Here is a 16,086-nt window from a genome sequence, read left to right as displayed (position 1 = left end):
CGATCAGTCCACGTGGTAGTTCGGCGCTTCCTTCGTGATCTGCACGTCGTGCACGTGCGACTCGCGCATGCCCGCCGCGGTGATCTGGACGAATTCGGCCTTCTCGTGCAGCTCGTCGATCGTCTTGCAGCCGCAGTAGCCCATGCTGGCACGCACGCCGCCGACCAGCTGGAACAGGATCGCGTTGACCGAGCCCTTGTACGCGACGCGGCCTTCGATGCCTTCCGGCACGAGCTTGTCGATGTTCGCCGAGTTGTCCTGGAAGTAGCGGTCTGCCGCGCCGTCCTTCATCGCGCCGACCGAACCCATGCCACGGTACGACTTGTACTGGCGGCCCTGGTACAGGAACACGTCGCCCGGCGCCTCTTCGGTGCCCGCGAACATGCTGCCCATCATCACCGCGTTCGCGCCGGCCGCGAGGGCCTTCGACACGTCGCCCGAGAAGCGGATGCCGCCGTCGGCGATGCACGGCACGCCGGTGCCGCGCAGCGCGTCGGACACGTTCGCGATCGCGCTGATCTGCGGCACGCCGACGCCCGCGACGATCCGCGTCGTGCAGATCGAGCCCGGGCCGATGCCGACCTTGACCGCGTCCGCGCCGTATTCGACGAGCGCCTTGGCGGCAGCGGCCGTCGCGATGTTGCCGCCGATCACCTCGACGTGCGGATAGTTCTGCTTGACCCAGCGCACGCGCTCGAGCACGCCCTTGCTGTGGCCGTGCGCGGTATCGACGACGATCACGTCGACGCCGGCCTGCACCAGCAGCTCGACGCGCTCTTCGTTGTCGGGGCCGACGCCGACTGCCGCGCCTGCGCGCAGCTTGCCGTGTTCGTCCTTGCACGCATCCGGGTGCTCGGTCTGCTTCGTGATGTCCTTGACGGTCATCAGGCCGCGCAGTTCGAACGCGTCGTTGACGACCAGCACGCGCTCGAGGCGGTGGCTGTGCATCAGCGCCTTCGCTTCGGCGAGCGGCGTGCCTTCCTTGACCGTGACGAGACGCTCGCGCGGCGTCATGATCGACTTGACCGGCTCATCGAGGCGCGATTCGAAGCGCAGGTCGCGGTTCGTGACGATGCCGACCAGCTGCGGGCCTTCGACGACCGGGAAACCCGAGATGCCATGCTGACGCGACAGCGCGATCACGTCGCGCACCTTCATCTGCGGCGGGACCGTGATCGGGTCGCGGACGACGCCCGATTCGAAACGCTTGACCTTCGCGACCTCGCGGGCCTGCTCGGCCGGCGTGAGGTTCTTGTGGACGATACCGACACCACCCTGCTGCGCCATCGCGATCGCGAGGCGACCTTCGGTGACCGTGTCCATCGCGGCGGACACGAGCGGCATGTTCAGGGAGATGTTGCGGGTCAGCTTGGTCTTCAGGCTGGTGTCGCGCGGGAGAACGTCGGAGAAGGCGGGAACGAGGAGCACGTCATCGAAAGTGAGTGCTTTTTGGATCAGACGCATGGCAAATCCTATGGGCGCAAAAGCGAATTATACGCGAAGCGCTGCGAATTTTCACAACACGAACAACGGGTTAGCCGTTCCCGAGCGTTCGGGGGCCGAATCGTTCGGATCGCCGTTCGGTTCGTTTTCGATCGCCTTTCGTTTCACCCCGGCATCGACCCATTCGCGCAGCCGGCCGCAACCGGGCCAATGACACGTCGTTTGCCGGCCCACGCGGGCCTCGCGGCGGCGCCTTCGCCGGACCGTTCGACGCGCGGCAGCGGCCCTAGGCCTGCCCGGCCGCACGCGCGATCATCACGACACCGGCGCCGATCGCAACGCCCCCGACGAGCATCCGCGCGCCGCGCTCGCCGCCGGCCGGCGCCAGCCGCTCGGCGGCAATCGCGGCCGTCACGACGGCCATCACCCGCAGGTCCATCGCGCCGGCCGCCAGGGCGATGGCCATCAGGTTCCCGCAGCAAGCGCCGCAACGTAGCGCAGCCTGCACGCCGTACCGCCACGCAGCCCCCGCGCCGGCTCCCGCCCGCCGCGTGCACTCGGCGTCCGGCACGTGCCGGCAGCAGGCAAGCCGGCGTATCTTCCAGACGGAAAACTGCAGTCCCCCGGCCCCGAGCACGACCGCGCCGGCAGCAAACGGCATTGCATCGGCGAGCGCGAGCAGCCGCGTCGCGGCGGCCGCCAATGCACCTCCGACGAGAAACACCACCGCACCGACGGCCATCCACACCGCGAAATACCCGGCGCCCGCGATCACGACGAACCATGCCGCGCGCGCGTCGCCCAGCGGGCCGAGACCCTGCCGATATCGCCACAGCACCGGCGCCAGCACCGGCAGCATCATCGTCACGGTCATCGCGCCCCACATGCCGGCGAACGCGGCGAATCCGTGCCCTGGCCGCCATCCGCACGGCCTCAGCCACCCCGCCGACAGCGTCCAGCCGACGGCCATCGGCATGCCGCCCATCGCGTCCAGCGACGCATGCTGCGCGAGCGTCGCCCACACGGCGACGGCGAACACCGCGACGAGCGCGGCGCCGAACGCAGCACCCGCCACGGCCGGTTTCAGCGCCGCGCTCATCGCGCGCTCCCGCCGGTCGCCGGCCCGCGCTCAACCGCGTGCGTACTCGTCATGGCGGCGCCACCACACGCCCGTCTCGTTGCGCCCGAGCGGCGCGCGATCGAGCCACTGGTACATCCCCCACAGCCCGTCGAGCCCGCGCGCGTAGGTGGAATACGTGTGATAGACGACGCCGTCCTCGCGCACGAACGCGCTCATCCCCGGCCGGTCGAGCGAGTACGTGGCGGCGTCGGTGCCGCACGTCGCCGCGAACTGGGCGACGGCGGCCGGCGGCGGGTCCATGTCCATCGCGTGACCGGCCCGCGCATAGTTGTATTCAACGTCACCGGCGCGCTGCTGCGCTTCGGTGAACGACACGTTGAAGTCGAAGTTGAACTCGCCGCCGTCCGACGACGCCCACGGAAAATGCCAGCCCATCCGCTGCCGGTACGCCAGCAGCTTCGCGAGCGGTGCGCGCGACACCGCCGCGAGCGTCACGTCGTGGTTCGCGAGGTGGACCGCAAAACCGTCGAAGCCGTCGGCGAGCGCCGAGCAAGACGGGCAGCCAGCCTTGTAGTCGGGGCCGAACATGAAGTGATAGACGAGCAGCTGCGAGCGGCCGCCGAACAGGTCGTCGAGCGACGCAGGGCCGTCCTCGGTGTCGAACCGGTAGGCCTTGTCGACGCGCACCCACGGCAGCGCCTGGCGCCGTCGCGCGAGCTCGTCGCTCTGCCGCGTCAACGCCTTTTCCGCATCGAGCAGCGCGCGGCGCGCAGCCAGCCATTCGTCGCGCGTTCCGGTGAGATGGTTCGTCATTGCGGGTTCCTCCTTTCGATGGATATCCGGGCACGGCGCATCTGCCGTGTGCGTGGTGCTAGATTAGGGCCGGGCATCGGACCGGAGGGAGTGACAACTGTGTCGGGATTCAGATGGATTCGCTGATCACGGCTGCCGCCCGCGCGCTCGCGGCGGGCGACCCGCTCGGTGCGCTGAACCGCGTCGCGCTGCGCGACGACGCGCCGGCGCTTGCGTTGCGCGGCATCGCGATGGCGCAACTCGGCGATTTCGAGCGCGCGCGGACGCTCGTGCGCGGCGCGGCCCGCGCATTCGGCGCGAAGGAAGCCGTCGCGCGGGCGCGCTGCGTCGTCGCGGAAGCCGAGATCGCGCTGGCGTCGCGCGACCTCGGCTGGCCGTCGCGCGCACTCGACGCCGCGTGCGCGACGCTCGACGCGCACGGCGACCACACGAACGCCGCGCACGCGCGCTATCTCGGCGTGCGCCGGCTGCTGCTGATCGGGCACATCGACGACGCCGAACGGCGGCTCGCGAGCCTCGATCCCGCCCCGCTGCCGGCCGCGTCGCGCGCGGCCCACGAGCTGATCGCGGCCGGCATCGCGATGCGCCGCATCCGCCCCCACGCGGCGCGTATGGCCCTCACCCGCGCCCGCGCGGCCGCGCAAGACGCCGGCATCGCCGCGCTGACGGCCGAAGTCGATACCGCTGCGCGCGTGCTCGATACGCCGGCCGCGCGGCTCATCGCGCGCGGCGCGTCGCGGCTCGTGCTGCTCGACGAGGTCGAGGCGGTGCTGGCGTCGAATGCGCTGGTCGTCGATGCGTGCCGTCACACGGTGCGCGATGCGCGCACGACCGTGTCGCTCGCGCGCCGCCCGGTGCTGTTCGTGCTCGCCCGCGCGCTGGGCGAGGCCTGGCCCGCCGACGTGTCGCGAAACGCACTCGTCGCCGCGGCGTTTCGTGCGAAGCACGCGGACGAGTCGCATCGCGCCCGCCTGCGCGTCGAGATCGGCCGCTTGCGCGCGATGCTGCGGCCGCTCGCGAACGTCACCGCGACGCCGCGCGGCTTCGCGCTCGAGCCGCTCGGCATGCGCGAGACCGTCGTGCTCGCGCGCCCGGTCGACGACCGTCACGCGGCCGTGCTCGCGCTGCTCGCGGACGGCGAGGCGTGGTCGAGCTCGGCGCTGGCGCTCGCGCTCGGCGCGAGCCAGCGCACCGTGCAGCGCGCGCTCGACACGCTCGCCGAAGCAGGCAAGGTGCAGGCGCTCGGCCGCGGTCGCGCGCGCCGCTGGATGATGCCGCCGCTGCCAGGATTCGCGACGACCTTGTTACTCCCCGCGCTGCTGCCGGGCGACTAGGATGGGTGCACCAACGATGAGGTGACAAACATGAAACGCTCCACGGCAGACATCCTCCGCGAATACGGCCCGTTTCCGGGCGTCGACGGCGTGCACGGCGTCACGTTCGACGGGCAGCACGTCTGGTTCGCATCCGGCGACAAACTGAACGCGCTCGACCCGGAACGCGGCACGACCGTGCGCGCACTCGACGTCGCCGCGCATGCGGGCACCGCGTTCGACGGGCGCCACCTGTTCCAGATCGTCGAGGACCGCATCGAGAAGATCGATCCGGACTCCGGCCGCGTGCTCGCGACGATCCCCGCGCCCGGCGGCGGCGCCGATTCTGGGCTCGCCTGGGCCGAAGGCACGCTGTGGGTCGGCCAGTATCGCGAACGCAAGATTCATCAGGTGGATCCGCAATCGGGCGCCGTGCTGCGCACGATCGAATCGAACCGCTTCGTCACCGGCGTAACTTGGGTGGACGGCGAGCTGTGGCACGGCACTTGGGAAGCGGACCAGAGCGAGCTGCGGCGGATCGACCCGCGCACGGGGCAGGTGCTCGAACAGGTCGACATGCCGCCAGGTATCGGCGTGTCAGGGCTGGAATCCGACGGTCGCGACGTGTTCTACTGCGGCGGCGGCAACAGCGGCAAGCTGCGCACCGTGCGCCGCCCCGCGCGGGCGCGCGCGGCGGGCGACAGCGCGGCGGCGGCCGAACCGGTCGAGCGCTGATCCGCTGATCCGCTGATCCGCTGAAAGACGAGGAGCAACCCGGCCCGCCGCGATCCCCGGTAAACAGGACCGGATCGCGGCGGCGCTCGCAGCCGATCCCGAACCCCACCCGCTCAGGAGTGCAGGAATGAACAAGACGCGGTCGCGCCGCCATCGCTAAGATGCGCGCTCGTCAGTCATTTGTTCGGAGCAGTCGATGCAGCGCGGTGTGGTGTATGGCGTCCTCGCGGGCGCGTTGTGGGGCATGGTATTTCTCGTGCCGCGGCTGATGACCGACTTCTCGCCGCTGCTGCTGAGCGCGGGCCGCTATGCGATGTACGGCCTCGTGTCGCTGGCGGCCGCGCTGCCGGCAGCCCGCTCGCTGCTCGCGCGGCTGACCCGCGAGGATCTCGTCGCACTCACGAAGCTCGCGCTGATCGGCAACGTCGCGTATTACATGCTGCTGTCCGGCGCCGTGCACCTGATCGGCATCGCACCCAGCTCGCTGATCGTCGGCGTGTTGCCCGTGACCGTCACGCTCGCGGGCCTCGGCGACCACGGCGCGGTGCCGCTGCGGCGCCTCGCCGCCCCGCTCGCGCTGGTGATCGCCGGCATCGTCTGCATCAACGTCGATCTCTTCACGTCCGAAGCCGCGCACGCGACGACGCTCGGCCAGAAGCTCGCGGGCATCGCATGCGCGAGCGGCGCGCTCGCGAGCTGGACCTGGTACGCGGTCGCGAACGCGCGCTACCTCCAGCGCCACCATCATTTCGGCGGCAACGAATGGTCGGTGCTGTGGGGCGTGGTGACGGGCCTGATCGGCGGTCTCTGCTGGCTCGCGATTCTCGCGCTGCCGGCCGGCACGCTACAGGCGGCGGTCCCGGCATCGCGCTGGCAACTGTTCTGGCTGCTGAACTTCGTGCTCGCGATCGGCGCGTCGTGGCTCGGCAACGGACTGTGGAACGCGGCATCGAAGCGGCTGCCGCTCACGCTGTCGGGCCAGCTGATCGTGTTCGAAACCATGTTCGCGATGCTCTACGCGTTCGTCTACGACCACCGGATGCCGCGCGCGCTCGAGATCGCGGCGCTCGCGCTGCTGCTGGCGGGTGTCTACGGTTCGGTGCGCCGGCACAGCGACCCGCACGCAGGCGGCAATACGCCCGGCGGCGCGGCCGTGAACGCGAACGTCACGACCCACTGAACGCGGCCTGAACGCGGCCGCGCCCGGTCTGACGAATCGAAACGGCGGAGACGGAGCGGCGCTGAAGCGGCGCGTCAGCGCGCATCCTTGTGCATCCACTTGCGCCCCTCGACGGAGCCTTCGCGACGGGTCTTGTCGACGCGCCGCTGGCGCGCGAGCTTCGGATCGACGATCAACGGGCGATAGATCTCGACACGGTCGTGATCGGCGAGCGGCGCGTCGAGCGGCGCGAGCTTGCCGAGCACGCCCGTTTTCGCATGCGCGAGGTCGATCTCCGGGTGCAGCGCAAGCACGCCGCTCGCGTCGATCGCCGCGCGCACGGTCGCGCCTTCGGGCAGCGACACCGGAATCAGCGTCTGGCGATCCGGCAGCGCGTAGCAGACTTCGATCGACAGCATCGCGTCACCCCTTCCCGTAGCGCTGGTCGGCGCGCTTGACGAACGAATCGACGAACGTGTTCGCGATATGGCTGAACACGGGCCCGATGATCTTCTCGAGCAGGATGCTCGAGAACTCGTAGTGCAGCGCGAATTCGATCTTGCACGCATCGGCGCGCAGCGGGATGAAGCGCCACGAGCCCGTGAACTTCTTGAACGGGCCGTCTGCAAACTCCATGTCGATCCGCGTCGGGCGCTGCTGCGTGTTGCGCGTCGCGAAATGCTGCTTGATGCCCTTGAAGTTGATGTCGATGCGCGCTTCCATCCCGCTGTCATCCTGACGGCGAACCTCGACGCCGCCGCACCAGGGCAGGAAATTGGGGTAGTCGGCCACGTCGGTGACGAGGTCGAACATCTGTTCCGCCGAATGGCGGATCAATACGGTTTTCTGGACATCTGCCATAAATCGCGCGGCATCGCTTAAGGTGAGAACGCAAGCCGGGCGATTCCCGCCCCGCTTTGCTAAAATCGTGATTTTAAACGAGTTGGCCCGATCCTTTCATGAGCATCATCGACAACAGGAAAGCGCACTTCGATTATCACATCGAGGAACGCTACGAGGCGGGGCTCGTGCTCGAGGGCTGGGAAGTCAAGGCGCTGCGCGCCGGGCGCGGCCAGATCCGGGAAGGTTACGTCGTTGTGAAGAGCGGCGAAATCTTCCTGATCGGTACCCATATCAGCCCGCTGCCCGAAGCCTCGACGCACATCACGCCCGACCCGGTTCGCACGCGCAAGCTGCTGCTGCACCGCGAGGAAATCAAGAAACTGATCGGCAAGGTCGAGCAGCGTGGCTACACGCTCGTGCCGCTGAACTTCCACTACAAGGGCGGTCGCGTGAAGTGCGACATCGCGCTCGCGAAGGGCAAGAAGCTGCACGACAAGCGCGAAACCGAGAAGAAGCGCGACTGGGAACGCGAGAAGGCGCGCATCATGCGCGCCGGCACCTGACGCCCGCAACCTGCCACGCAAACGACACGGCCCGCTCGCAGCGGGCCGTGTTGCTTTGGGCTATGTGATTCGCCGATGCAGGCCGCCCGGCGGCGGCTCGGGCAGCTTTCGGTACGCCATGCCGTCTGCCGCGGCCGAAGAAAGGTGCCACTGGCCTCGTCCGAGCTCCGGCTGCGCGACGATTCGCCGCACATCGATCGCACGCGGCGGCCCGCCGCGCATCGCGTACGGCCGACTCAGGCCTTCCCGCCCGAGGCCGCCCCCGCATTCTTGACGATCGTCAACGCCGACGAGATCGCGGTGCCGAGATCCGACAGGTTCGACGGCACGATCAGCGTGTTGCCCTGCTTCGCGAGATTCGAGAACGCGCCGACATACTGCTCGGCAACCTTCAGGTTCACCGCATCCATCCCGCCCTGCGACTGGATCGCGTTCGCGATCTTCTGGATCGCCTGCGCGTTCGCCTCGGCCACCGCCAGAATCGCAGCGGCCTCGCCCTGCGCCTGGTTGATCGCGGCCTGCCGCTCGCCCTCGGACTTCTGGATGGCCGCTTCACGCGCACCCGACGCGAGGTTGATCTGCTCCTGCTTGCGGCCTTCGGACGCCGCGATCAGCGCGCGCTTCTCGCGCTCCGCGGTGATCTGCGCCTGCATCGCGTGCAGGATTTCCTTCGGCGGCGTCAGATCCTTGATCTCGTAACGCAGCACTTTCACGCCCCAGTTCGCGGCGGCCTGGTCGAGCGCCGACACGATATTGTGGTTGATGAAGTCGCGCTCCTCGAAGGTCTTGTCGAGTTCGAGCTTGCCGACCACCGAGCGCAGCGTCGTCTGCGCGAGCTGCGTGATCGCGAGCACGAAGTTGCTCGAGCCGTATGACGCCTTCATCGGATCGGTCACCTGGAAGTACAGCACGCCGTCGACCTGCAATTGCGTATTGTCCCGCGTGATGCAGACCTGGCTCGGCACGTCGAGCGGAATTTCCTTCAGCACATGGCGGTAGGCGATCCGGTCGACGAACGGCAGCACGATATTGAGACCGGGCGACAGCGTCGCGTGATAGCGCCCGAAGCGTTCGAGTACCCAGGCATGCTGCTGCGGCACGATCTTCACCGTCTTCGACACGATCACGATGGCGATGACGAGCAGGACGACCCAGATGATCAGCGAATCCATGAAGTGTTCCCTCCTTGTTTTTCAGTGGACGATTAGCCCGCGGGTTTCGCTACGACGACGAGACTGTTGCCGCGCACGGCACTCACCTGATACACGCGCGCATCATCGCGCTCGCCGGCCGCGAGCTCGACGTCCCAGTCGGCGCCGCGATACTGCACGCGCGCGCGGCCGTCACGCCACGCGTCGACCGTGACGGTCGCGCCGATATCGAGATTGACGTCCGGATTCGTCGACGTGTCGCGCTTCTGCTTGCGCCCAAGCCCCGAGCGGCGCAGCACGATCATCGCGATGATCGCGACCGCGGCGGCCGCACCGATCTGCACGTGCGGCGCGAAGCCCGCGAACTGCAGCAACCCGCCCGCGAGAAAGCCGAGCGCGATCATCAGCAGATAGAACGTACCGGTCAGCAATTCGGCGACGACCAGCACGCCGACTCCGACCCACCAGAACAGATGCCCCGACATCATTGTGGTCTCCAGAAAAACGCCCCCATGCTCACTATATTCGCTGCGCCTGCTCCCGAGCGAGCGGCGGCACGCTTGGGGCGGCCCGGACCGGCAAAAAAAAACACCCCGGTGCTTACCGGGGTGTTTATAGCACGAACCTTGCATTTTGCCTTCACCGAAAGAGCGGCGAGCCGCCCTTTCGTCGACGATGCATGACCGACCGTTACTTCCGGTTGGCCAGCGCCTGCCACGTATCGATGATCGTGTCGGGGTTCAGCGAGATCGACACGATGCCTTCGTCGGTCAGCCATTGAGCGAAGTCCGGGTGATCGGACGGGCCCTGGCCGCAGATGCCGACGTACTTGCCCATCCTGCGGCAGGTATCGATCGCACGCTTCAGCAGGAACTTGACGGCCGGGTCGCGTTCGTCGAAGTCGACGGCCAGCAGTTCCATGCCCGAGTCGCGGTCGAGGCCGAGCGTGAGCTGCGTGAGGTCGTTCGAACCGATCGAGAAACCGTCGAAGTGCTCGAGGAACTCTTCGGCGAGGATCGCGTTGGTCGGGACTTCACACATCATCACGAGGCGCAGGCCGTTTTCGCCGCGCTTCAGGCCGAACTTCTCGAGCAGGCCGACGACACGCTCCGCCTGCTTCACGGTCCGCACGAACGGCACCATGATTTCGACATTGGTCAGGCCCATCTCGTCGCGCACGCGCTTCAGTGCACGGCACTCCATCTCGAACGCCTGCGCGAAGTCTTCAGCGATGTAGCGCGACGCGCCGCGGAAGCCCAGCATCGGGTTTTCCTCGTCCGGCTCGTAGCGCGAACCGCCGATCAGCTTCTTGTACTCGTTCGACTTGAAGTCGGACAGACGCACGATCACGGGCTTCGGATAGAACGCCGCAGCGATCGTCGCAACACCCTCCGTCAGCTTGTCGACGTAGAACTGGCGCGGCGATGCGTGACCGCGCGCCACGCTCTCGACCGCCTTCTTCAGGTCCTGGTCGATGTTCGGGTACTCGAGAATCGCCTTCGGGTGCACGCCGATGTTGTTGTTGATGATGAACTCGAGACGCGCGAGGCCAACACCACCGTTCGGCAGTTGCGAGAAGTCGAACGCGAGCTGCGGGTTGCCGACGTTCATCATGATCTTGACCGGGATTTCCGGCAGTTCGCCGCGCTGCACTTCCGTGACTTCCGTCTCGAGCAGGCCGTCGTAGATCTTGCCTTCGTCGCCTTCCGCGCACGACACGGTGACGAGCGCGCCATCCTTCAGGATGTCGGTCGCGTCGCCGCAGCCGACGACTGCCGGCACGCCGAGCTCACGCGCGATGATCGCCGCGTGGCAGGTGCGGCCGCCACGGTTCGTGACGATCGCAGCCGCACGCTTCATCACCGGCTCCCAGTTCGGGTCGGTCATGTCCGCCACCAGCACGTCGCCCGGCTGCACGCGTTCCATTTCCGACGGATCCTGGATCACGCGCACGGGGCCCGCGCCGATCTTCTGGCCGATCGCGCGACCCGTCGCCAGCACCTGCGACTGGCCCTTCAGCTTGAAGCGCTGCTCGGCCTTGCCGGTTGCCTGGCTCTTCACCGTTTCCGGACGTGCCTGCAGGATGAAGATCTTGCCGTCGCGGCCGTCCTTGCCCCACTCGATGTCCATCGGACGCTGGTAGTGCTTCTCGATGATGACCGCGTACTTCGCGAGCTCGATCACGTCTTCGTCGGTGATCGAGTAGCGGTTGCGCTGCTCGTGCGGCACGTCGACCGTCTTCACGCGGCCCGGCTCGCCCGGCTGCGTGAATTCCATCTTGATCAGCTTCGAGCCGATCGAGCGGCGGATGATCGGGTACTTGTCCTGCGCGAGCGTCGTCTTGAACACGTAGAACTCGTCCGGGTTCACGGCACCCTGCACGACGGTTTCGCCCAGGCCGTAGCTCGACGTGATGAACACGGCGTCCTTGAAGCCCGATTCGGTGTCGATCGTGAACATGACGCCGGCCGCGCCGACGTCCGAGCGGACCATGCGCTGCACGCCGGCCGACAGTGCGACCTCGGCGTGCGTGAAGCCCTTGTGCACGCGATACGAGATCGCGCGGTCGTTGTACAGCGACGCGAACACGTGCTTCATGCGGTCGAGCACGTCGTCGATGCCGACGACGTTCAGATACGACTCCTGCTGGCCAGCGAACGATGCGTCGGGCAGGTCTTCCGCGGTCGCGGACGAACGCACGGCGAACGACAGCTCGCCTGGCGAGCCGTTCTTCAGGATTTCGAACTGTGCGCGGATTTCCTCCTCAAGACGCGCCTGCATCGGTGCGTCGACGATCCACTTGCGGATTTCGGCACCGGCTTCGGCGAGCGCCTTCACGTCGTCGATGTCGAGCGACTCGAGACGCTTGGCGATGCGATCGGTCAGATCGTTGTGCTTGAGGAAGTCGCGGAATGCGAGCGCGGTCGTGGCGAAACCGGTGGGTACGCGAACGCCTGCTTCGGAAAGCTGGCTGATCATCTCGCCGAGCGACGCATTCTTGCCGCCCACGATCTCCACATCGGTCATCCGCAACTGCTCGAACGGGATTACATACGCCTGGTCCTTTGCGACGTTTGCTGCGTTAGTCATACAAGCCCCTAAGTGTGAAAAAAATGCTCGATTGCGCAAGTGGGCTCGGACGCGGGCGCTTGCAAAAAGGCGCGGCGCGTCTTGCGCAACCTGTTAGATAAACAATCGCAGCGGCGGAGAATCTTCCGACCCGATTTGCAAAAATCCCGGCAGAAGGGCGATATATTCAGACGAATCGCCGAACTTGCCGGGAATTTTCGATCGATCACGGCGAGCCCGGGGTGCCGTTCGCACCCTGCCCCCGCAATTGCTTATCCAACAGGTTGCCGCTATTCTACCGTGCCGGCTGCCGGATGTGGCGCGACCTTGTCACTGCGTCTGGAGGCGAACCTCCAGCCGTCCGCGCAACCGCCCTTCACGCTCGACGCCCAGATTCATGCTGCCTACCGTTTTCATCGTCTCCGACGGCACCGGGATCACTGCCGAAACATTCGCGCACTCGATCCTCTCCCAGTTCGACCAGAAATTCCGCCTCGTGCGCGTGCCGTTCGTCGACTCGCTCGAAAAAGCCTATGCGACCGTCGAGAAGATCAACGACGCCGCGGTGCATGATGGCCGCCGCGCGATCGTGTTCACGACGCTCGTCGACAGCGAGTCGAACGACATCGTCAAGCGCTCGAACGCGCTCGTGCTCGACATGTTCCAGCGCTTCGTCGAGCCGCTCGAGCAGGAACTGGAGCTGAAGTCGAGCCATGCGATGGGCCGCGGCCACCAGAACGCCGATACCGAGGAATACAAGACGCGAATCGAGGCGATCAACTTCTCGCTCGCACACGACGACGGCCAGTCGAACCGCAACCTGTCGGAAGCCGACGTGATCCTGGTCGGCGTGTCGCGCAGCGGCAAGACGCCGACGAGCCTGTATCTCGCGATGCAGTACGGCGTGAAGGCCGCCAACTATCCGCTGATTCCGGAAGACTTCGAGCGCGGCAAGCTGCCGTCGGCGCTGTCGCCGCATCGCGACAAGCTGTTCGGGCTGTCGATCGACCCGCAGCGCCTGTCGGAGATCCGCAACGAGCGCCGTCCGGGCAGCAAGTACGCGGCGCCGGAAAACTGCCGCTACGAGATCAACGAGGCCGAGGCGATGATGCGCCGCGAAGGGATCAAGTGGCTGTCGTCGACGCACAAGTCGATCGAGGAAATCGCGACGACGATCCTGCAGGAAATCCGCCTCGACCGGCAGTCGTACTGACGGCTGGCACACCGGCGGCCGCGAGACCGCCGTGGACAACAAAAAGCCGCGTCGAACGCGGCTTTTTTCGTGGCGCGGGATGCGCGCGGGCAACGCCGCGCGGCACGGCGTCATGCGCGCCGCTGCTGCCGCACCTGCTCGAACAGGCATACCGCCGCCGCCGCGGCGACGTTCAGCGACTCCATTCCGCCCGGCTGCGGAATCGTCACGCGATGCGTGGCCGCATCGCGCCAGAACGCCGACACGCCGGCACCCTCGTTGCCGAACACCCATGCCACCGGCCCGGCCAGGTCGCAGTCGTAGATCGCCTGCGCGCCGTGCGAATCCGTCAGCGCGACCGGCACATCGAGCCGTCCGGCGAGCGCGTCCGGCTCGACGTCTTCGTGAATCGACAGCAGGAAATGCGCGCCCATCCCCGAACGCAGCACCTTCGACGACCATGCGTAGGCGGTGCCCGGCGCGCAGAATACGTGCCGCACGCCGGCCGCCGCGGCGCTGCGCAGGATCGAACCGACGTTGCCGGCGTCCTGCACACCGTCGAGCACGATCGACGTATGCGTGACGCGCTCGGGCAGCGGCTGCGCGGGGCGGTCGACGAGCAGCAGGAAACCGACGCCGCTGACCACGTTCGACAGCTGCCCGAACAGCGCGTCCGGCAGCGTGACCACACGCTGTACGTCGACGCGCGCGATGATCGCCTGCGCTTCGGCGTGCGCGAGCGCACCTTCGGTTGCGACGCACAGCTCGGGCGTGGCGCCCGTATCGAGATATGCGCTGGCGAGGTGGAACCCTTCGAGCAGCGCCTGGCCGCCGCGGCGCTGCTGGGACGTCGAACCCGCGAGCGCCTTCAGGCGCTTGTACAGCGGGTTGTCGCGGGAAGTAATGCTTTTCATCGAATCAGGTCTAGTGCCGCGCGCACGGGTGCGAACGTGCGCCGATGCGCTTCGCACGGGCCGTGCTCGCGCAGCGCGGCGAGGTGTTTCGCGGTGCCGTACCCGGCGTGCACGTTGAAGCCGTACACCGGGAAGCGTTCATGCAGGTCGACCAGCATGCGGTCGCGCGTGACCTTCGCGAGAATCGACGCGGCCGAGATGCTCGGCACGAGCGCGTCGCCGCTCACGATCGCTTCGGCGCGCACCGTCAGCGTCGGGCAACGATTGCCGTCGATCTGCGCCAGCGTCGGCAGCACCGACAGGCCTTCGACGGCCCGCTTCATCGCGAGCATCGTCGCGTGCAGGATGTTGAGCGTATCGATCTCGTCGACGCTGGCCGACGCGATGCAATACGCGCGCGAACGCGCGACGATCAGTTCGTACAGCGCGTCGCGCTTTTTTGCGGACAGCGCCTTCGAATCGTCGAGCCCGTCGATCGGCTGCGCGGGATCGAGGATCACCGCGGCGGCCACGACCGGCCCCGCGAGCGGGCCGCGGCCGGCTTCGTCGACGCCGCAGACGATCTCGTCGGGCCGGCTGAAATCGAAGCCGCCCTGCACGTCGATCGACGCGCGACGGCGTGGTGCACGGGCTGCCGTCATGCGCGCCCCTTGCGTTGCTCGAGCACGCGCACGACCGCTTCGGCGGCCTTCGCGGCCGTGTTCTGCCGCAGCGAAAGATGCATTTCGGTAAAGACTTCGGTCAGCGTGCGGCGGTTCGCGTCGTCGCGCAGCTGCGTGAGCGTCGCATCGGCGAGCGCCTCGGGCGTCGCGAAATGCTGCAGCAGCTCGGGCACGACGAAGCGCCCCGCCAGGATGTTCGGCAAGCCGACGTACGGCAGATAACCCTGCCGGCGCATGATCTGCCCGGTCAGCCAGGGCACCTTGTACGAGATCACCATCGGTTTCTTCAGCAGCGCGGCTTCCAGCGTGACGGTGCCGCTCTTCACGAGGATTGCGTCAGCGGCCGTCATCGCGACCTGCGAGCGGCCGTCGGTGATCGTCAGCGCGAGTTGCGGATGCGCATCGACGAGCGGTTGCAGCAGCTCGCGCAACGCAGGCGTCGCCGCCGGCATCACGAACCGCACGCCGGGCTCGCGCTGCTGCATCAGCGCCATCGCCGCGAAGAAGGTCGGACCGATCAGCCCGATCTCCGAGCGCCGGCTGCCCGGCAGCACCGCGATCACGGGGCCGTCGGCAGGCAGGCCGAGCGCGATGCGCGCGCCGTGCGTGTCGGGCTCGAGCGGAATCTCGTCGGCGAGCGGATGGCCGACATACGTCGACGCGACGCCCGCCTTGTCGAGAATCGCCGGTTCGAACGGGAACAGGCACAGCATGTGGTCGACGGACTTCGCGATCTTCTTGATCCGGCCGCCGCGCCACGCCCAGATCGACGGGCACACGAAGTGGATCGACGGAATGCCCGCGTCGCGCGCGGCCTGTTCCACGTTGAAATTGAAATCGGGCGCGTCGACGCCGATGAACGCATCCGGCCGCTCGGCGAGCAGCTGGCGCTTCAGTTCGCCGCGAATCCGCAGGATCTCGGGGATCTGGCCCAGCGCCTCGACGTAGCCGCGCACCGTCAGCTTGTCCATCTGCCAGTGCGAGTCGAAGCCGTGCGCAAGCATCCGCTGCCCGCCGATCCCGTAGTAGCGGGTCGACGCGGGCAGCCGCTCTTGAAGCCCGCCGAGCAGCGACGCCGCGAGCAGATCGCCCGACGGCTCGCCGGCCACCATTGCGAGCCGGAGCTGATTGGTCGGGAGCGACATCGC

At 67.5% G+C, this 16,086-nt stretch carries 16 protein-coding genes; 5 read left to right on the top strand and 11 right to left on the bottom strand.

Annotated features, from left to right (window positions below; all coding sequences use genetic code 11):
• Positions 1 to 3: 3 nt before the first annotated feature.
• The 3 genes from guaB to GEM_RS07190 form a co-directional block, all read right to left on the bottom strand.
• Positions 4 to 1,464, bottom strand: coding sequence for an IMP dehydrogenase (gene guaB, locus GEM_RS07200; protein WP_014896759.1), 1,461 nt, complete (start codon positions 1,462 to 1,464; stop codon positions 4 to 6).
• 265 nt (positions 1,465 to 1,729) lie between these two features.
• Positions 1,730 to 2,542, bottom strand: coding sequence for a DUF2182 domain-containing protein (locus GEM_RS07195; protein WP_014896758.1), 813 nt, complete (start codon positions 2,540 to 2,542; stop codon positions 1,730 to 1,732).
• A 30-nt stretch (positions 2,543 to 2,572) separates the two neighbouring features.
• Positions 2,573 to 3,337 (bottom strand): DUF899 domain-containing protein, encoded by a 765-nt coding sequence (locus GEM_RS07190; protein ID WP_014896757.1) that lies wholly within the window; start codon positions 3,335 to 3,337, stop codon positions 2,573 to 2,575.
• 113 nt (positions 3,338 to 3,450) lie between these two features.
• Between GEM_RS07190 and GEM_RS07185 the strand changes: the two genes are divergently transcribed.
• From GEM_RS07185 to GEM_RS07175, 3 genes are all read left to right on the top strand, one after another.
• Positions 3,451 to 4,671, top strand: coding sequence for a hypothetical protein (locus GEM_RS07185; RefSeq protein WP_014896756.1), 1,221 nt, complete (start codon positions 3,451 to 3,453; stop codon positions 4,669 to 4,671).
• Positions 4,672 to 4,701: 30 nt separating this feature from the next.
• Positions 4,702 to 5,385, top strand: a complete 684-nt coding sequence (locus GEM_RS07180; protein WP_014896755.1) for a glutaminyl-peptide cyclotransferase — start codon at positions 4,702 to 4,704, stop codon at positions 5,383 to 5,385.
• Between the two features lie 196 nt (positions 5,386 to 5,581).
• Complete coding sequence (locus GEM_RS07175; protein ID WP_014896754.1) at positions 5,582 to 6,565, top strand: DMT family transporter; 984 nt, start codon at positions 5,582 to 5,584, stop codon at positions 6,563 to 6,565.
• A 74-nt stretch (positions 6,566 to 6,639) separates the two neighbouring features.
• On the opposite strand, the gene GEM_RS07170 is transcribed toward GEM_RS07175, so the two are convergent.
• Complete coding sequence (locus tag GEM_RS07170) at positions 6,640 to 6,963, bottom strand: RnfH family protein (protein WP_014896753.1); 324 nt, start codon at positions 6,961 to 6,963, stop codon at positions 6,640 to 6,642.
• Positions 6,964 to 6,967: 4 nt separating this feature from the next.
• Positions 6,968 to 7,405: a type II toxin-antitoxin system RatA family toxin gene (locus tag GEM_RS07165; RefSeq protein WP_014896752.1), complete on the bottom strand. Its 438-nt coding sequence runs from the start codon at positions 7,403 to 7,405 to the stop codon at positions 6,968 to 6,970.
• A gap of 98 nt (positions 7,406 to 7,503) precedes the next feature.
• Here GEM_RS07165 and smpB point away from each other — a divergent pair, with 98 nt between their 5' ends.
• Entirely contained in the window at positions 7,504 to 7,950 is a 447-nt protein-coding gene (gene smpB / locus GEM_RS07160) for an SsrA-binding protein SmpB (protein WP_014896751.1), read from the top strand.
• Positions 7,951 to 8,186: 236 nt separating this feature from the next.
• Here the strand turns inward: smpB and GEM_RS07155 are convergent, their stop codons facing one another.
• The 3 genes from GEM_RS07155 to ppsA form a co-directional block, all read right to left on the bottom strand.
• On the bottom strand, positions 8,187 to 9,122 hold the full coding sequence (locus GEM_RS07155; protein ID WP_014896750.1) for an SPFH domain-containing protein: 936 nt from the start codon (positions 9,120 to 9,122) through the stop codon (positions 8,187 to 8,189).
• A 32-nt stretch (positions 9,123 to 9,154) separates the two neighbouring features.
• Positions 9,155 to 9,589, bottom strand: coding sequence for an NfeD family protein (locus tag GEM_RS07150; RefSeq protein WP_041490474.1), 435 nt, complete (start codon positions 9,587 to 9,589; stop codon positions 9,155 to 9,157).
• A gap of 202 nt (positions 9,590 to 9,791) precedes the next feature.
• Entirely contained in the window at positions 9,792 to 12,191 is a 2,400-nt protein-coding gene (ppsA, locus tag GEM_RS07145) for a phosphoenolpyruvate synthase (protein ID WP_014896748.1), read from the bottom strand.
• A gap of 376 nt (positions 12,192 to 12,567) precedes the next feature.
• On the opposite strand from ppsA, the gene ppsR reads away from it, so the two are divergent.
• Positions 12,568 to 13,383: a pyruvate, water dikinase regulatory protein gene (gene ppsR, locus GEM_RS07140; RefSeq protein ID WP_014896747.1), complete on the top strand. Its 816-nt coding sequence runs from the start codon at positions 12,568 to 12,570 to the stop codon at positions 13,381 to 13,383.
• Between the two features lie 110 nt (positions 13,384 to 13,493).
• Here ppsR and GEM_RS07135 read toward each other — a convergent pair whose 3' ends face one another.
• From GEM_RS07135 to lpxB, 3 genes are read right to left on the bottom strand one after another with little or no spacing between them, the layout of a single operon-like run.
• A complete protein-coding gene (locus tag GEM_RS07135; protein WP_014896746.1) occupies positions 13,494 to 14,276 on the bottom strand; it encodes a TrmH family RNA methyltransferase in 783 nt (260 codons plus the stop codon).
• The gene (gene rnhB, locus GEM_RS07130) at positions 14,273 to 14,917 is read right to left on the bottom strand and encodes a ribonuclease HII (RefSeq protein WP_014896745.1); all 645 of its coding nucleotides are present in this window, start codon (positions 14,915 to 14,917) and stop codon (positions 14,273 to 14,275) included. Before rnhB ends, GEM_RS07135 begins: the two co-directional genes overlap by 4 nt.
• Positions 14,914 to 16,083, bottom strand: a complete 1,170-nt coding sequence (gene lpxB / locus GEM_RS07125; RefSeq protein ID WP_014896744.1) for a lipid-A-disaccharide synthase — start codon at positions 16,081 to 16,083, stop codon at positions 14,914 to 14,916. The genes rnhB and lpxB overlap by 4 nt, the downstream gene beginning before the upstream one ends.
• Positions 16,084 to 16,086: the final 3 nt, after the last annotated feature.

It is taken from the genome of Burkholderia cepacia GG4, assembly GCF_000292915.1.
GTDB lineage: Bacteria > Pseudomonadota > Gammaproteobacteria > Burkholderiales > Burkholderiaceae > Burkholderia > Burkholderia cepacia_D.
The sequence above is the reverse complement of the archived record's forward strand: the minus strand, read 5'-3'. Positions and strand labels throughout refer to the sequence as shown.